The following is a 16,467-nucleotide window of genomic DNA, read 5'->3' on the forward strand; positions in this document are numbered from 1 at the left end:
AAGCTGATGGGAGAGGACTGAATGAGCAATGACGGCGTCAACGCAGGCCGGCGCCGCTTCCTCGTAGCCGCGACATCCGTGGTCGGGGCAGCGGGAGCAGTGGGGGCTGCGGTACCGTTCGTGGGGTCATGGTTCCCCAGCGCCAAGGCGAAAGCCGCAGGTGCACCGGTAAAGGTAAATATCGCCAAGGTTGAGCCAGGGCAGCAAATGGTCGCCGAATGGCGAGGCCAGCCAGTATTCATCGTGCGGCGAACGGATGAGATCCTCGGCAACCTGAAAAAAATCACCGGCGAGTTGTCCGACCCGGATTCCAAAGCCTCGGTGCAGCCGACCTACGTCGACCCGCAAGTGCGCTCCATCAAGCCTGAAATTCTCATCCTGGTAGGGCTGTGTACGCACCTGGGCTGCTCCCCCACCTTCCGTCCCGAAGTTGCACCCGCCGATCTGGGCCCCAAGTGGGTCGGTGGCTACTTCTGCCCCTGCCACGGTTCCCACTACGACCTCGCCGGGCGTGTTTACAAATCGCAGCCTGCCCCTCTTAACCTGCCAGTGCCACCGCACTCCTACGAGTCGGATGAGATCGTCGTCATTGGCGTCGACCAGGAGAATGCATGATGAGCAAATTCATGGACTGGGTCGACGCACGCTTCCCCGCCACCAAGATGTGGGAAGAACACCTCAGCAAGTATTACGCACCCAAGAACTTCAACTTCCTGTACTTCTTCGGTTCCCTGGCGCTACTGGTGCTGGTCAACCAGATCGTGACCGGTGTGTGGCTGACCATGAGCTTTACACCGTCGGCCGAGGAGGCGTTTGCCTCGGTCGAGTACATCATGCGCGATGTGGAATACGGCTGGATTCTGCGTTACCTGCACTCCACAGGGGCGTCGGCGTTCTTCATCGTGGTGTACCTGCACATGTTCCGCGGCCTGCTCTACGGCTCTTACCAGAAGCCCAGAGAGCTGGTCTGGCTGTTCGGCATGCTGATCTACCTGGCGCTGATGGCGGAGGCCTTCATGGGCTACCTGCTGCCCTGGGGCCAGATGTCGTACTGGGGCGCACAGGTGATCATCTCGCTGTTTGGCGCCATTCCAGTGATCGGCGATGACCTCACCCAGTGGATTCGTGGTGACTATCTGATCTCCGGCATCACCCTGAACCGCTTCTTCGCCCTGCATGTGGTGGCGTTGCCGATCGTCATCCTGGGCCTGGTGGTGCTGCACATCCTGGCGCTGCACGAGGTGGGCTCGAACAACCCCGATGGCGTCGACATCAAGAAGCACAAGGATGAAAACGGTATTCCGCTGGATGGCATTCCGTTCCACCCTTACTACACCGTGAAAGACATCGTAGGCGTGGTGGTGTTCTTGTTCGTGTTCTGCTCCGTGGTGTTCTTCTTCCCGGAAATGGGCGGTTACTTCCTGGAAAAACCCAACTTCGAGCAAGCCAACGCGTTCAAGACGCCCGAGCACATTGCCCCTGTCTGGTACTTCACACCGTTCTACGCCATTCTGCGCGCGGTGCCTGACAAGCTCATGGGCGTGATCGCCATGGGTGCCGCCATCGCCGTGCTGTTCGTACTGCCCTGGCTCGACCGCAGCCCGGTACGCTCCATGCGCTACAAAGGCTGGATCAGCAAGCTCTTCCTGCTGGTGTTCTGTGTTGCCTTCGTGATCCTGGGTGTCCTGGGCGTACTGGCACCGACCCCGGGGCGTACCTTGCTGTCGCAGGTGTGCACGGTGTTGTACTTCGCCTACTTCCTGCTGATGCCGTTCTACACAAGGCTCGAGAAGACCAAACCGGTTCCGGAAAGGGTGACTGGCTGATGAAAAAGTTGATTGCAGTATTTTTGCTGGCCGTGATGCCTGCCATTGGATTCGCCGCTGAACACGGGGTAGAGCTGGACAAGGTCGATATCGACCTGGCTGACAAGGCCGCCATGCAGGACGGTGCACGCACCTTCGCCAACTATTGCATGGGTTGCCACAGTGCCAAGTTCCAGCGTTATGAGCGGGTGGCCGACGACCTGGGCATCCCGCACGAGGTGATGCTCGACAACCTGGTGTTCACCGGTGCCAAGATTGGTGACCACATGCAGATCGGCATGAAGCCCGCTGATGCCAAGACGTGGTTCGGTGCGGCACCACCCGACCTGACCCTGGTGGCGCGCGTGCGTGGTACCGACTGGCTGTACAGCTACCTGCGGGCCTTCTACGAGGACCCGTCGCGCCCTTACGGGGTGAACAACAAGGTGTTCCCAAACGTTGGCATGCCCAACGTGCTGGTTGGCCTGCAGGGCAATCAGGTCATCGGTTGCAAGCAGGTGCAGACGGTGGTGGATGGGAAGAAACAATTTGACCCATTGACCGGCAGCCCTTTGACCCATGAGGCCTGCGACCAGCTGACCATCACGCCGAATTCCGGTACCCTGACGACCGAGCAGTTCGACGAGAAGGTCAAGAACCTGGTGACCTTCCTGGCCTATTCGGCCAACCCGGTCAAACTGGAAAGCCAGCGCATTGGTACTTACGTGTTGCTGTACCTGGCTTTCTTCTTCGTATTCGCCTACTTGCTCAAGCGTGAATACTGGAAGGACGTGCACTGATCACGCAGTAGTTTCTGGTTGTTGAACGCGCCCGCGGCCCCCTGGCAATACTGCCAGGGGGCCGCGGGCGCGTTTTCATTTATAGTTTTACAAGCATCCCCTGCGAGGAGGCGCTACATGGGCGTAACCAACAGGTTAGCCTGCTATTCCGATCCTGCTGATCACTACTCTCACCGCGTGCGCCTTGTGCTGGCCGAGAAAGGTGTCAGCGTGCAGGTCATCGATGTCGACCCCAGCCGGGTGCCACCCAAGCTGGCCGAGGTCAACCCGTATGGCAGCGTGCCAACCCTGGTCGACCGTGACCTGGTGTTGTATGAGTCGACCGTGGTAATGGAGTACCTGGAGGAGCGTTACCCGCACCCGCCGCTGATGCCGGTGTACCCGGTTGCACGTGGCAACAGCCGTTTGCTGATGCACCGCATCCAGCGCGACTGGTGCAGCCTGGCTGACCAGGTACTGGGCCCTCGCAGCAACGAGCCAGCCCGGGCCAATGCGCGTAAGGCGCTGCGCGAGAGCCTGACCGGGGTGTCGCCGTTGTTCGGTGAGTTCGCCTGCTTCATGAGCGAGGAGCAAAGCCTGGTCGATTGCTGTCTATTGCCCATACTCTGGCGCTTGCCGATCATGGGTATCGAATTGCCGCGGCAAGCCAAGCCGCTGCTGGATTACATGGAGCGTCAGTTTGCCCGGGAGCCGTTCCTGGCCAGCCTGTCCTCCGTTGAACGTGAAATGCGCAAGCTTTAAGGAGCTGTTGATGAACTCCAGTCGCCCCTATCTGGTTCGAGCACTGTACGAGTGGATCGTCGACAACGATTGCACGCCCCATATGCTGGTCAACGCCGAGTACCCGAAGGTGCAGGTGCCGGATGGCTTTGCCACCGATGGCCAGATTGTCCTGAACATTTCCCCAAGCGCGGTGCGCAGTTTGCACATGGACAACGACGCGGTCAGCTTCGAGGGCCGCTTTGGCGGCGTGCCTCATTCGCTGTTCGTGCCTATTGCTGCAGTGCTGGGCATCTACGCCCGCGAGAATGGCCAGGGCATGGTCTTCGAGTTGGAGTCGCCTCTGGAGGAGGAAGCGCTTGAAGACGACGCTGTGCAACCGGATGACGATGGGCCGCCAGAGGGTGGAGGTCAGCCTCCGCGCCCCAGTGGCCGGCCCAGCTTGAAAGTGGTCAAGTAATAAAAAAGGCGATCCGTAAGGATCGCCTTTTTTCACAGTGTCTGGCACAGGCGCCAAGAAACCCAGCCTAATCAGTCGATATATTCGAACAGCTTGACGATTTTCTGCACGCCCGACACGCCCTGCACTACGGCGGTAGCCGAATTGGCCTCCTGTTGGGTTACCAGGCCCAGCAGGTACACGATGCCATTTTCGGTAATCACCTTGATGCGCGAGCTTGGCACGCCGGTATCTGCCAGCATCTGGGTCTTGATCTTGGTGGTCAGCCAGGCGTCGTTATTGCGCGCCAGGATGGAGGAGGGCTGCATCACTTGCAGCTCGTTATGCACCTTCTTCACCCGCTGGACCTGGCTGGCGGTCTGTTCCGCCAGGGCCTTGAGGTCGGCCCGTGGGGTTTGGCCAGCCAGCAGGACAATGCCGTTGTAGCTGCTGACAACGATGTGCGAGCCCTTGTCCAGGTCTGGGCTGGCCTTGGCGATGTTGACCGATGCCTTGGTCTCGATCAGCGAATCATCGATCTTGCTACCGATGGTGCGGGTACCGCGATCATCCTCGATCGGCGAATTACGGGTTGAGTTGAGCACCGAACTGCAACCGGTGACACTCAGACACAGGGTCAGGGCCAAAAGGCCGACGCGCATAGGGATCATTCTTCACTCCCGAACAGTTGGCTGTCGATCAGATCGCACAGGCAGTGGATCGCCAGCAGGTGGACTTCCTGGATGCGAGCGGTGACCGTCGAGGGTACACGGATCTCGACGTCTTCGGGCAGCAGCAGCGAGGCCATGCCTCCGCCGTCGCGGCCTGTCAGTGCTACGACAATCATTTCGCGATCGTGTGCGGCCTGGATGGCCTGGATCACGTTGGCAGAATTGCCGCTGGTGGAGATCGCCAGCAACACATCCCCGGGCTGCCCCAGGGCGCGAATCTGCTTGGAAAAGACCTCGTTGTAACTGTAGTCATTGGCAATCGAGGTGAGGGTGGAGCTGTCAGTGGTCAGGGCGATGGCCGGCAGGCTGGGGCGCTCGCGCTCGAAGCGGTTGAGCAGCTCCGAAGAGAAATGCTGCGCGTCGCCGGCCGAGCCGCCATTGCCGCACGCGAGCATCTTGCCCTCGTTCAGCAGTGCGTTGACCATGACCAGGCTGGCGTGCTCGATATGCGGTGCCAGGATGTCCATTGCCTGTTGCTTGGTGTCGATGCTGGCCTGGAACAGCCGGCGAATTCGGGATTGCATGTCCATCTGGTGACCTTAAGTGGGGCGGTGGCCGGCGCGGCGCGCAACGGTGACCAGCCCGCGAAACATAGAGCAAAAAAAATGAAGTGGGTTCAGCATTCGAAGGCGTTTTTCAGCCATTGAAGCGGCCTGCCAGCATGCTGGCTGCCTTGCAGGGCGACCACATCGAAGCGGCAGGGGTGGTCGCCCCAACGGGGTTGCTGGTGCAGGAACACACGGGCGGCAAGCACCACTCTGTTCTGCTTGCGCCGATCAATGCTGCCGAGGGCGCCACCAAAGCCCGCATGCAAGCGGTAGCGGACTTCGACGAATACTACTGTATCGGCGTCGAGCATGACCAGATCAAGCTCGCCGCCTTTGCATCGCCAGTTGCGAGCCAGCAGTTGCAGGCCCTGCCCTTGAAGGTGTTCAAGGGCCTGGGTTTCTGCAGCCTGCCCGGCGCGTGCGGGCGACGCCGTTGCCATCAGCGAGCAGTGTCGGGCAGGCGCTTGACCTGGCCGCCGGCAAACTCGGCCCACGGCAGCTGACGCTCGACACGCTGGCTGGCATTCATGCTCAGGCTACCCGACAGCCCCTGGATGCGGTTGTCTGGCAGTGCCTTGAGTTGGCCCAGGCGCGGCGCCAGGCTATAGGCGTCCACCCCCATGGCATACAGGCGGCCAAGGCTGCCAGCAGCTTGTGGCCATTGCTGCACTACCTGCTGACGCAGGCTGTTGCTCGTGTCCAGCAGCCATGGGGTTTCGCAGAAGCGGATGCCGTTCATGTCGTTGTACTGGTTCACGTCACCGCTGGCGCTGTAGAGGTTCGAGGTGGCGTACACCGGTACATCGCCCGCGTACTGGAAGTTGAGTGTGGGCTTGATCTGCTGGGCCTGTTGCGGCGTGGAGGCCAGGAAGATGAAGTCGATGTCCTGGCGGCGCGAGGGCTGCGCGGCGATGTTGCCACCCACGGTGCTCTGCAGGCTCTTGGCCCGGCCTTCGCTTTGGCGCAGCTGGAACAGGTCGGCAATCTGCTGGGCAAGGGCTACCGGTTGCGCGATGCGCTCTGCGGCAAGCAGGGTGCCGCCGTTGGCTTCCCAGTCCTTGCGGAAGGCGGCGAGTACGCGATCACCCCATTCGCCACTGGGCACCAGTGCCACGGCGCGCACCATGCCGTCGGCGCGTGCCCGGCGTGACACTTCGCGCGCTTCGTCTTCGGCCGCCAGGCCGAACTGGAAGAGTTGCGGCGGTGCAGTCTGGCCGGCGTCTGCGTAGTTGAGTGCCAGGGTGGTGACAGGCAGCTGCGGCTTGGCCGCCAACTGCTTGACCAGGGGTTTTTCCAGCGGGCCGATCACCAACTGCACGCCATCGGCCTGGGCCTGGCGGTAGAAGTCGTCCAGCGAGCCGATGCGCGAGCTGTCCACTACCTGCACGGCTGGGGTTGGCTGGCCGGATTGCTGGGCTTGCAAGTGGGCGGCCATGAAGCCATCGCGCAGTGCGCGTGCTACACCGGCCAGCGGACCTTCCTGAGGCAGCAGCAAGGCGATCTTGGTCAGTGGCTGGCTGGCCAGGGCCTTGAGCTTGGTCAGGGCAGATGGCAGCTGTTGGGCGGCGGGGTGGTCCGGGTGCTGCTTCACCCAGGCGTCGATGGCTGCCTGCTGTTGCTCCAGGGTGCCGGCGCTTTTCACCGCCAGCGCAAGGCTGGCCCAACCGTTGAGCACCGGATCGGTACCAGGCTGTTGCAGTTGCTCGGCCGGCAGTGCGGCGACCAGCGCCCAGATGGCGTCGTTGTTGGCGCTGGCAGCGGCGCCGCTGAGCAGCGGTGCCAACAGCACACGCTGCTGTGCGGCAGGCAGCGCCTGGCCGTCGGCTTCGAGGGCGGCAGCGTGCACACTGTAGGTGCGGACCTGCTGCTCGGCCGGCAGCTCAGCGGTGTGCTGCAGGCTGGGGTGAGCCAGGGCTGCGAGGGCCGCCTTGGGTTGGTTGCGGCTCATCGCCAGTTCCGCCGCCAGGGTGCTGGCGAACACTTGCTGTGCCGGCTTGAGCGTGTCTACGGGGACTTGTTCGAGGATGCGTGCGGCGCGTGGAAAGTCTTTTTGCTTGTAAGCCAGGTCTGCTGCGCTCAGGCGCAGCAGGGCAGCGTCCTCGGCAGATTTGCTGGAAGCGGCCTTCTCGAGCAATTGCTCGATGCTGGCGTCCGGGGTACGTGGCAGCTCGCCGAGGCTGGATGAGGGCGAGCTGGCGCAGGCTGCAAGCAGAGCAGCAAGACAGAGGGCTGTGAGCAGCCGCAGGCAAGCGATCATGTAATAGTCCTGTTACTCGATCAAGTTGGCCGGCAATTGTACCCAAGCACTGGCCGGGGCGCGATGTCGCCGTGTTGATCCTTCACTATAGGTGGCCTTGCGCAGACTGAAAGCGAACTTCTTTGCGCCCTGTTGCGGGTGCTCGGGCTACAATGGCGCCTTTGATCCAGATGACAGGTGCGTGCAGTGACTGATGTGGCAGGGGCTTCCAAAACCGCAATGGGGACGCTTTACGTCGTGGCCACCCCTATCGGCAACCTTGACGACATGAGCGCCAGGGCGCTGAAGGTGCTGGCGGACGTGGCCCTGATTGCAGCCGAAGACACACGTCACTCCATCCGCCTGCTTCAGCATTTTGGTATAGAAACACCCTTGGCTGCGTGCCATGAGCACAACGAGCGTGATGAAGGGGGGCGCTTTCTCACCCGTCTGCTGGCAGGGGATGACGTGGCGCTGGTGTCCGATGCCGGCACTCCGCTGATATCCGACCCGGGTTACCACCTGGTGCGTCAGGCGCGCCAGGCCGGGGTCAGGGTGGTGCCGGTGCCAGGCGCCTGCGCGTTGATCGCCGCGCTGTCGGCCGCGGGCCTGCCATCGGATCGCTTCATTTTCGAGGGCTTTCTGCCCGCCAAGGCGGCAGGCCGCCGCGCCCGTCTTGAGCAGCTCAAAGAGGAGCCGCGCACGCTGATCTTCTACGAGGCCCCGCATCGCATTCTGGAATGCCTGGAAGACATGCAGTCGGTATTGGGCGGTGAACGCCCTGCGGTTCTGGCCCGTGAACTGACCAAGACCTTCGAAACCCTGAAGGGGGTACCCCTGGCGGAACTGCATGCCTTCGTGGCGGGTGACAGCAACCAGCAGCGTGGCGAGTGCGTGGTGTTGGTGGGCGGCTGGTCGGCGCCGGAAGGTGAGCAGGCCATCAGCACCGAAGCGCAACGTGTGCTGGACCTGCTGCTGGCTGAGTTACCGCTCAAGCGGGCAGCAGCACTGGCTGCTGACATAACCGGCGTGCGCAAGAACCTGCTGTATCAACTGGCCCTGGAAAAACAGAAGGCTAAATAGTGGCAATTTGATATATGTGCCGGTATCGCTTGTTCTTGAAGGCGACTACCGTTACTCTTTGCGGCGGAGAGTCGATCGGACAGTCGCTGCCTGTTTAAGTTCCGCAGTTCTGCTGCGCAACTGCAGGGGGAGGAAAGTCCGGGCTCCGCAGGGCAGAGTGCCAGGTAACGCCTGGGAGGCGCGAGCCTACGGAAAGTGCCACAGAAAATAACCGCCTAAGCGCTTCGGCGCCGGTAAGGGTGAAAAGGTGCGGTAAGAGCGCACCGCACGTCTGGCAACAGTTCGTGGCTAGGTAAACCCCACTCGGAGCAAGACCAAATAGGGTTCCATCAGGCGTGGCCCGCGTCGGAACCGGGTAGGTTGCTAGAGGCGTCCAGTGATGGCCGTCGTAGAGGAATGACTGTCCTCGACAAAACCCGGCTTACAGATCGACTCTCCACCTTTTCTCCCTGCTTGAATCGATAGCAGATCCCCTCTGGTAATGCCGAAAAAATCTTACTCTTCATAAATTACTTTAAGTTCCAGCGCCAGGCGCCTGGGTGGGTTTGATTTTTCTCGTCTTTTTATATCCCCGGTATTCCTTCCCCCTTCTTTTATTGCGCTAAATCTCGGTCCTGTAAGGCTTTTCCTTCCGAACGTGCCTTGACGGTGCTGCGGGCGGATTCCTATAGTGTGCGCAAGTGGCAGAAAGTGGGATGAAGTGGGTTTTCTGGCACAAAAACGCTACCATTGTGGGGAATCGCAGCCGTGTTCCGCGGAGCCAACGCCGTCAGCCTCGATGCAAAGGGCCGTCTCGCCATGCCGAGCCGGTACCGTGACGAGCTCGATTCGCGCTGCAATGGCCAGCTCATCGTGACCATTGACGCTGTTGACCCCTGCTTGTGTGTCTATCCGCTCGACGAGTGGGAACAAATAGAAGCCAAGTTGCGTGCCTTGCCGTCGCTTCGTGAAGAAAACCGCCGCCTGCAGCGTTTGCTGATCGGTAATGCGGTTGACCTGGAGCTCGATGGCAGTGGCCGTTTCCTGGTGCCGCCCCGCCTGCGGGAGTACGCCAAGCTGGACAAGAAGGCGATGCTGGTGGGGCAACTGAACAAATTCCAGCTGTGGGATGAAGATGCCTGGAACGCGGTTTCGGCAGCCGACCTTGCAGCTATTCAACAACCGGGCGCCATGCCCGACGAACTGCGTGACCTGATCCTGTGACCATAGATAGCGGCTTCAACCACATCACCGTCCTGCTCGACGAAGCGGTCGAGGCATTGGCCTTGCGCGCCGACGGTTGCTATCTGGACGGTACCTTCGGCCGCGGCGGCCACAGTCGGTTGATCCTGAGCCGGCTCGGGCCGCAGGGGCGGCTGCTGGGGTTCGACAAAGATCCACAGGCGATTGCCACGGGGCAAGCGCTGGCGGCCGAAGACGGCCGCTTTGTCATTGTGCAGCGCAGCTTTGCCGAATTGGGTGCGGAGGTTGCCGAGCGCGGGTTGCACGGCAAGGTCAGTGGTGTGCTGCTGGACCTGGGCGTGTCGTCGCCGCAACTGGACGACCCGGAGCGCGGTTTCAGCTTCCTCAATGATGGCCCCCTGGACATGCGCATGAACCCGGCCCAGGGCATCAGCGCCGCCGAGTTCATCGCCACCGCACCTGTAGAAGAAATTGCTCGCGTGTTCAAGGAATACGGTGAAGAACGCTTTGCCGGCCGCATGGCACGTGCAGTGGTCGAGCGCCGTGAAACCCAGCCGTTCACCCGCACTGCCGACCTGGCAGAAGTGCTCAAGGTGGCCAACCCGGCCTGGGAGAAGGGCAAGAACCCGGCGACCCGCGCTTTCCAGGGCCTGCGCATCCACGTCAACAATGAGCTGGGCGATCTGGAGGCCGGCCTGGAAGCCGCGCTTGACGCCCTGGAAGTCGGCGGCCGCCTGGCTGTCATCAGCTTCCACTCGCTGGAAGACCGCATCGTCAAGCTGTTCATGCGCAAGCTGGTCAAGGGCGAGGCCGACAACCTGCCGCGTAACCTGCCCGTGCAGCACAAGGTGTTCGAGCCCAAGATCAAGCTTATCGGCAAGGCCCAGTTCGCCTCTGAGGCCGAGCTCAAGGCCAACCCACGGTCGCGCAGTGCGGTAATGCGTGTGGCGGAGAAACTGCGGTGAGCAAGCTGTTCGCCAAGCCCCTGCCAGGCGGAAGCTTCCTGATGCTCCTGCTGTTCGTCGGCGTGCTGATTTCGGCCATCGCTGTATCGTACAGCGCGCACTGGAACCGCCAGTTGCTCAATACCCTCTACGGCGAGCTGAATGACCGCGACAAGGCCCAGGCCGAGTGGGGCCGGCTTATCCTCGAACAGAGCACCTGGACCGCTTCCAGCCGCATCGAGAACCTGGCGTCCGAGCAATTGAAGATGCGCGTGCCTGCCGCTGACGAAGTGCGGATGGTGACGCCATGATGAAGCTCGAAGGCGCACTGTACCCATGGCGGTTTCGCGTGGTCATCGGCCTGCTGGCGCTGATGGTGGGCGCCATCTGCTGGCGCATCGTCGATCTGCAGGTGGTCGACCGTGACTTCCTCAAGGGCCAGGGCGATGCCCGCAGCCTGCGTCATATTCCCATCCCGGCACACCGCGGTCTGATCACCGATCGCAATGGTGAGCCTCTGGCCGTGAGTACGCCGGTCACTACCTTGTGGGCCAACCCTAAGGAAATGCAGGCCTCGCGCGACCGCTGGCCGCAACTGGCTGCGGCCTTGGGGCAGAACGCCCAGCAGTTGACCGAGCGCCTGACCCAGCAGGCCAGCAAAGAATTCATCTACCTGGTACGTGGCCTGACCCCGGAGCAGGGCCAGCATGTGCTGGACCTGAAGGTGCCGGGTGTGTACGGGCTGGAAGAATTCCGTCGCTTCTACCCGGCCGGCGATGTGACCGCGCACATGGTTGGCTTCACCGACCTGGACGACCATGGCCGCGAAGGGGTCGAACTGGCCTACGACGAGTGGCTGGCGGGCGTGCCGGGCAAGCGACAAGTGATCAAGGATCGGCGTGGCCGGCTGATCAAGGACATTCAGGTTACCAAGAACGCCAAGGCCGGGAAGACCTTGGCGTTGTCGATAGACCTGCGCCTGCAATACCTGGCCACCCGTGAGCTGCGCAACGCCATCGCCGAACAGGACGCCAAGGCGGGCAGCCTGGTGATCATGGACGTCAAGACTGGCGAAGTGCTGGCCATGGTCAACCAGCCCACCTACAACCCCAACAACCGTCGCAGCATGTTCCCGGCAGCCATGCGCAACCGGGCGATCATCGACGTGTTCGAGCCGGGTTCCACGGTCAAGCCGATCTCCATGAGCGCCGCCTTGCAGAGCGGCCGCTGGAAGCCCACCGACAAGGTCGAGGTCTACCCTGGCAGCCTGCAGATCGGCCGTTACACCATCAAGGACGTGTCCAAGAGCGAGGGCCCGATCCTCGACCTGACCGGTATCCTGATCAACTCCAGTAACGTGGGCATGAGCAAGATCGCCTTCGACATCGGCGGCGAAGCCATTTACCGGGTGATGTCCCAGGTGGGCCTGGGCCAGTACACAGGCCTGGGGTTCCCGGGTGAACGGGTGGGTAACCTGCCTAACCACCGGGAATGGCGCAAGGCCGAAACGGCCACCTTGTCCTATGGCTATGGCGTATCGGTGACTGCCCTGCAACTGGTGCATGCCTACGCGGCGCTGGCCAACGACGGCAAGATGGTGCCGCTGTCGATCCTCAAGGTCGACAAGGCGCCTGAAGCCGTGCAGGCCATCCCCAAGGAAACTGCTGAAACCGTGCAGGGCATGTTGCAGCAGGTGATTGAAGCACCGCGCGGCGTGTTCCGTGCCCAGGTGCCGTTCTATCACGTGGCTGGCAAGTCGGGCACGGCGCGTAAGGCCACGGTGGGCTCCAAGGGCTACACCGAGAACGCCTACCGTTCGTTGTTCGCAGGCTTCGGCCCCATGAGCGACCCACGCTACGCCATCGTCGTGGTGATCGACGAACCAGGCAAGGGCGGCTACTTCGGCGGCCTGGTGTCGGCACCGGTCTTCAGCAAGGTCATGTCCGGCACCCTGCGGCTGATGAACGTACCGCCAGATAACCTGCCCCCACCGGCACCGGCCGAGCAATCGCAAGTCAATGCAGCCGCCGCCAAGGGAGGGCGTGGATAATGACGATGCCACTGAGCAAACTGTTTGCCCACGCCAGCCGTGACCCGCTGATTCGCGAGTTGACCCTGGACAGCCGCCAGGTGCGCCCTGGCGACCTGTTCCTGGCCGTGCCGGGTGCCAAAATGGATGGGCGCGGTCACATTGCCGATGCCCTTGCCCGTGGCGCCGCGGCTGTGGCCTACGAAGAGCAGGGCGCCAACGTGTTGCCCCTGACCGACGTGCCGCTGATTCCGGTAAAAGGCCTGGTCGCCCAGTTGTCGGACATTGCTGGCCGCTTCTATGGCGACCCCGGCCGCCAGCTGAACCTGCTGGGCGTCACCGGTACCAATGGCAAGACCAGCGTTACCCAACTGGTTGCCCAGGCACTGGATGCGTTGGGCCAGCGTTGCGGCCTGATCGGCACGCTGGGTACCGGCTTCTATGGCGAGCTGCAGAGCGGGCGGCTGACCACACCCGACCCCATCGCCGTGCAGGCCACCCTCTACGACCTCAAGAAGCAGGGCGCCAAGGCCGTCGCCATGGAAGTCTCTTCCCATGCCCTGGAGCAGGGGCGTGTGGCTGCGCTCGACTTCGACATTGCGGTGATGACCAACCTGTCCCGCGATCACCTGGATTACCACGGCAGCATGCAGGCCTATGAAGCGGCCAAGGCCAAGCTGTTCGCCTGGCCCAGCTTGCGCTGCCAAGTGGTCAACCTGGATGACACGTTCGGCCAGCGTCTGGCAGACGCCTATGCCAGGCGCCCTGTCGGTGATCATATCGAGACCCGGCTGATCAGTTATAGCCTGGAAAACCCGGACGCCACGCTGTTCTGCCGCGAGGCTGTGTTCACCGATGAGGGCGTGTGCGCCACCCTGGTCACGGCGCAGGGCGAACGCACGCTGCGCAGCCAGCTGCTGGGCCGTTTCAACCTGAGCAACATGCTGGCCGCCGTCGCCAGCCTGCTGGCGCTGGACTACGCGCTGGACGAAATCCTCAAGATCACCCCGCAACTGCAAGGGCCGGTAGGCCGCATGCAGCGCCTGGGGGGCGGTAGCAAACCGCTGGTGGTGGTGGACTATGCACACACACCCGATGCCCTGGACAAAGTACTGGAAGCACTGCGCCCGCATGCGCACGGCCAGCTGCTGTGCCTGTTTGGCTGCGGCGGCGATCGCGACCGCGGCAAGCGCCCGCTGATGGCCGAAGTGGCCGAGCGCCTGGCCGACCGGGTGCTGGTCACCGATGACAACCCGCGCAGCGAAGACCCACAACGCATCTTCGATGACATCCGCCCGGGGTTTTCCGCGCCAGATGCGGTGGCCTTCGTCTCTGGCCGCGGCGCAGCCATTGCCCAACTGATCGCCGGTGCTGCCGCCGACGATGTGATCGTGCTGGCCGGCAAGGGGCACGAGGATTACCAGGAGATCAATGGCGAACGTCACGCCTTCTCCGACTTGATCGAAGCCGACAAGGCACTCACAGCCTGGGAGGCACCACATGCTTGAGCCCATGACCCTCAGCCAGCTGACGGGCGCACTTGGCGGTCGCCTGAGCGGTGCCGACGCGCGCTTCGATGGCGTGAGCATCGACAGCCGCAGCGTGGGTGCGGGGCAGCTGTTCGTTGCCTTGGCCGGCCCGCGTTTCGATGGCCATGACTACCTGGCCGATGTGCAGGCCAAGGGCGCTGTTGCGGCATTGGTCGAGCACGAAGTGGCAGGCGTCGACCTGCCGCAACTGGTGGTCGCCGACTGCCGTGTGGCCCTGGGCCAGCTTGGCGCGCTGAACCGTGCCCGGTTCCACAACCCAGTGGTGGCCATTACCGGCTCCAGTGGCAAGACCACGGTGAAGGAAATGCTCGCCAGCATCCTGCGCACCCGCGGCCTGGTGCATGCCACCCGTGGCAACCTGAACAACGACCTGGGTGCGCCGCTGACCCTGCTTGAAATCGCGCCCGAGCACAGCGCGGCAGTGATCGAGCTGGGCGCCTCGCGCATTGGCGAAATCCGCTACACCGTCGGCCTGACCAAACCGCAGGTGGTCATCATCAACAACGCCGGTACCGCCCATGTAGGCGAGTTCGGCGGCCCGGAAAAGATCGTCGAGGCCAAGGGCGAGATCCTGGAAGGCCTGGATGAAGGTGGCGTTGCCATCCTCAACCTGGCCGACAAGGCGTTCGCTATCTGGCGCAAACGCGCCGGCAGCCACCGCGTCATCAGCTTCGCCCTGGATAACCCCGGGGCCGACTTCCATGCCAGCAACCTTGGCCGGGATGTACGTGGCTGCCCGGCCTTCACCCTGCATGGCGCAGGCAGTGAAGTCACCGTGCAACTGAACCTGCTGGGCGTGCACAACGTCAGCAACGCACTGGCTGCCGCTGCCGCTGCCCACGCCGTGGGCGTGAGCCTGAGCGGCATCGCCGCGGGCCTGGCTGCCGTGCAGCCGGTCAAGGGCCGTACCGTGGCGCAGATCGCGCCGGGTGGGGCCTGTGTTATCGACGACAGCTACAACGCAAATCCCACCTCCATGTGCGCGGCCATTGATATACTCGCCGCCTTTTCCGGGCGTACCGTCCTGGTGCTTGGAGATATCGGCGAACTGGGGCAGTGGGCAGAAGAAGGCCACCGGCAGGTGGGTGACTATGCCCGCGGCAAAGTCGACGCCCTTTACGCGGTGGGTGCCAACATGGCCCACGCGGTACAGGCATTCGGCGCACATGGCCGCCATTTCGCGACGCAAGCTGAGCTCATCGACGCTGTCAGTGCCGAGAACGTCAGCGACACCACCATATTGATAAAAGGCTCGCGCAGCGCTGCGATGGAAAACGTCGTGGCTGCACTGTGCGGTGCCAGCGGGGAGAAACATTAATGCTGCTGCTGTTGGCCGAGTATCTGCAACAGTTCCACAAGGGCTTCGCGGTCTTCCAGTACCTGTCCCTGCGCGGGATTCTGGGTGTACTGACCGCGTTGTCGATGGCGCTGTGGCTGGGGCCGTGGATGATCCGTACCCTGCAAATCCGTCAGATCGGCCAGGCCGTGCGCAACGACGGGCCGCAATCGCACCTCTCCAAGTCCGGCACCCCGACCATGGGCGGTGCGCTAATCCTTTCCGCCATCGCCGTCAGCACGCTGCTGTGGGCTGACCTTACCAACCGTTACGTGTGGGTGGTGCTGATCGTCACCCTGGCTTTCGGTGCCATCGGCTGGGTGGACGACTACCGCAAGGTCATCGAGAAAAACTCCCGTGGGCTGCCCAGCCGCTGGAAATACTTCTGGCAGTCGGTGTTCGGCCTGGCTGCAGCGGTATTCCTGTACAAGACCGCGCCAACCAGTGTCGAAACCACGCTGATACTGCCGTTCATCAAGGACGTCACCATCCCGCTGGGCATCGGCTTCGTGGTGCTGACCTATTTCGTCATCGTCGGCTCCAGCAACGCCGTCAACCTCACCGACGGCCTCGATGGCCTGGCGATCATGCCGACGGTAATGGTGGGGGGGGCGCTGGGCATCTTCTGCTACCTGTCGGGCAACGTGAAGTTCGCCGAGTACCTGCTGATCCCGTACGTGCCGGGCTCGGGCGAGTTGATCGTGTTCTGCGGTGCGCTGATCGGTGCCGGCCTGGGCTTCCTGTGGTTCAACACTTACCCGGCGCAGGTCTTCATGGGCGACGTGGGCGCGCTCGCGCTGGGCGCGGCACTGGGCACCATTGCCGTCATTGTCCGCCAGGAAATCGTGCTGTTCATCATGGGCGGCGTGTTCGTGATGGAAACCCTGTCGGTGGTGATCCAGGTGGCGTCGTTCAAGCTCACCGGCAAGCGCGTGTTCCGCATGGCGCCGATACACCACCACTTTGAACTCAAGGGCTGGCCGGAGCCACGGGTGATTGTCCGCTTCTGGATCATCACCGTGATTCTGGTGCTGGTTGGCCTTGCAACCCTGAAACTGAGGTAG

The 16,467-nt window shown here is 62.5% G+C and carries 17 protein-coding genes and 1 other RNA gene; 14 read left to right on the plus strand and 4 right to left on the minus strand.

The window, feature by feature from the left end:
- Positions 1–21 precede the first annotated feature (21 nt).
- The 5 genes from petA to APH25_RS21120 all read left to right on the plus strand — a co-directional run bounded on the left by petA (position 22) and on the right by APH25_RS21120 (position 3,785).
- Entirely contained in the window at positions 22–615 is a 594-nt protein-coding gene (petA, locus tag APH25_RS21100) for a ubiquinol-cytochrome c reductase iron-sulfur subunit (protein WP_028635199.1), read from the plus strand.
- Positions 615–1,826 (plus strand): cytochrome bc complex cytochrome b subunit, encoded by a 1,212-nt coding sequence (locus APH25_RS21105; protein ID WP_028635198.1) that lies wholly within the window; start codon positions 615–617, stop codon positions 1,824–1,826. Before petA ends, APH25_RS21105 begins: the two co-directional genes overlap by 1 nt.
- A complete protein-coding gene (locus APH25_RS21110; RefSeq protein WP_060483258.1) occupies positions 1,826–2,605 on the plus strand; it encodes a cytochrome c1 in 780 nt (259 codons plus the stop codon). Before APH25_RS21105 ends, APH25_RS21110 begins: the two co-directional genes overlap by 1 nt.
- A gap of 117 nt (positions 2,606–2,722) precedes the next feature.
- Positions 2,723–3,346 (plus strand): glutathione S-transferase N-terminal domain-containing protein, encoded by a 624-nt coding sequence (locus tag APH25_RS21115; protein ID WP_060483259.1) that lies wholly within the window; start codon positions 2,723–2,725, stop codon positions 3,344–3,346.
- A 10-nt stretch (positions 3,347–3,356) separates the two neighbouring features.
- The gene (locus APH25_RS21120; RefSeq protein ID WP_028635195.1) at positions 3,357–3,785 is read left to right on the plus strand and encodes a ClpXP protease specificity-enhancing factor; all 429 of its coding nucleotides are present in this window, start codon (positions 3,357–3,359) and stop codon (positions 3,783–3,785) included.
- A gap of 71 nt (positions 3,786–3,856) precedes the next feature.
- Here APH25_RS21120 and APH25_RS21125 read toward each other — a convergent pair whose 3' ends face one another.
- From APH25_RS21125 to APH25_RS21140, 4 genes are all read right to left on the minus strand, one after another.
- Positions 3,857–4,435 carry a BON domain-containing protein gene (locus APH25_RS21125; protein WP_060483260.1) on the minus strand — a complete coding sequence of 193 codons (579 nt, stop codon included), beginning with the start codon at positions 4,433–4,435 and terminating at the stop codon, positions 3,857–3,859.
- Entirely contained in the window at positions 4,432–5,025 is a 594-nt protein-coding gene (locus APH25_RS21130; protein ID WP_028635193.1) for a phosphoheptose isomerase, read from the minus strand. Before APH25_RS21130 ends, APH25_RS21125 begins: the two co-directional genes overlap by 4 nt.
- A gap of 86 nt (positions 5,026–5,111) precedes the next feature.
- The gene (locus tag APH25_RS21135; RefSeq protein WP_060483261.1) at positions 5,112–5,483 is read right to left on the minus strand and encodes a YraN family protein; all 372 of its coding nucleotides are present in this window, start codon (positions 5,481–5,483) and stop codon (positions 5,112–5,114) included.
- Positions 5,483–7,300 carry a penicillin-binding protein activator gene (locus APH25_RS21140; protein WP_060483262.1) on the minus strand — a complete coding sequence of 606 codons (1,818 nt, stop codon included), beginning with the start codon at positions 7,298–7,300 and terminating at the stop codon, positions 5,483–5,485. Before APH25_RS21140 ends, APH25_RS21135 begins: the two co-directional genes overlap by 1 nt.
- 219 nt (positions 7,301–7,519) lie before the next feature.
- On the opposite strand from APH25_RS21140, the gene rsmI reads away from it, so the two are divergent.
- From rsmI to mraY, 9 genes are all read left to right on the plus strand, one after another.
- Positions 7,520–8,362 carry a 16S rRNA (cytidine(1402)-2'-O)-methyltransferase gene (rsmI, locus tag APH25_RS21145; RefSeq protein WP_177331214.1) on the plus strand — a complete coding sequence of 281 codons (843 nt, stop codon included), beginning with the start codon at positions 7,520–7,522 and terminating at the stop codon, positions 8,360–8,362.
- Positions 8,363–8,429: 67 nt separating this feature from the next.
- Positions 8,430–8,802, plus strand: an RNA gene (gene rnpB / locus APH25_RS21150) — RNase P RNA component class A.
- Between the two features lie 307 nt (positions 8,803–9,109).
- A complete protein-coding gene (gene mraZ, locus APH25_RS21155) occupies positions 9,110–9,565 on the plus strand; it encodes a division/cell wall cluster transcriptional repressor MraZ (RefSeq protein WP_004575120.1) in 456 nt (151 codons plus the stop codon).
- Positions 9,562–10,509 (plus strand): 16S rRNA (cytosine(1402)-N(4))-methyltransferase RsmH, encoded by a 948-nt coding sequence (rsmH, locus tag APH25_RS21160; protein WP_060483264.1) that lies wholly within the window; start codon positions 9,562–9,564, stop codon positions 10,507–10,509. Before mraZ ends, rsmH begins: the two co-directional genes overlap by 4 nt.
- The gene (gene ftsL, locus APH25_RS21165) at positions 10,506–10,799 is read left to right on the plus strand and encodes a cell division protein FtsL (protein WP_028635188.1); all 294 of its coding nucleotides are present in this window, start codon (positions 10,506–10,508) and stop codon (positions 10,797–10,799) included. Before rsmH ends, ftsL begins: the two co-directional genes overlap by 4 nt.
- A complete protein-coding gene (locus tag APH25_RS21170; protein WP_161629597.1) occupies positions 10,799–12,538 on the plus strand; it encodes a penicillin-binding protein 2 in 1,740 nt (579 codons plus the stop codon). The genes ftsL and APH25_RS21170 overlap by 1 nt, the downstream gene beginning before the upstream one ends.
- Positions 12,538–14,025: a UDP-N-acetylmuramoyl-L-alanyl-D-glutamate--2,6-diaminopimelate ligase gene (locus APH25_RS21175; protein ID WP_060483265.1), complete on the plus strand. Its 1,488-nt coding sequence runs from the start codon at positions 12,538–12,540 to the stop codon at positions 14,023–14,025. Before APH25_RS21170 ends, APH25_RS21175 begins: the two co-directional genes overlap by 1 nt.
- On the plus strand, positions 14,018–15,385 hold the full coding sequence (murF, locus tag APH25_RS21180) for a UDP-N-acetylmuramoyl-tripeptide--D-alanyl-D-alanine ligase (protein ID WP_060483266.1): 1,368 nt from the start codon (positions 14,018–14,020) through the stop codon (positions 15,383–15,385). Before APH25_RS21175 ends, murF begins: the two co-directional genes overlap by 8 nt.
- Complete coding sequence (gene mraY, locus APH25_RS21185; RefSeq protein ID WP_028635184.1) at positions 15,385–16,467, plus strand: phospho-N-acetylmuramoyl-pentapeptide-transferase; 1,083 nt, start codon at positions 15,385–15,387, stop codon at positions 16,465–16,467. The genes murF and mraY overlap by 1 nt, the downstream gene beginning before the upstream one ends.

It is taken from the genome of Pseudomonas sp. NBRC 111119 (genome assembly GCF_001320125.1).
GTDB lineage: Bacteria > Pseudomonadota > Gammaproteobacteria > Pseudomonadales > Pseudomonadaceae > Aquipseudomonas > Aquipseudomonas parafulva.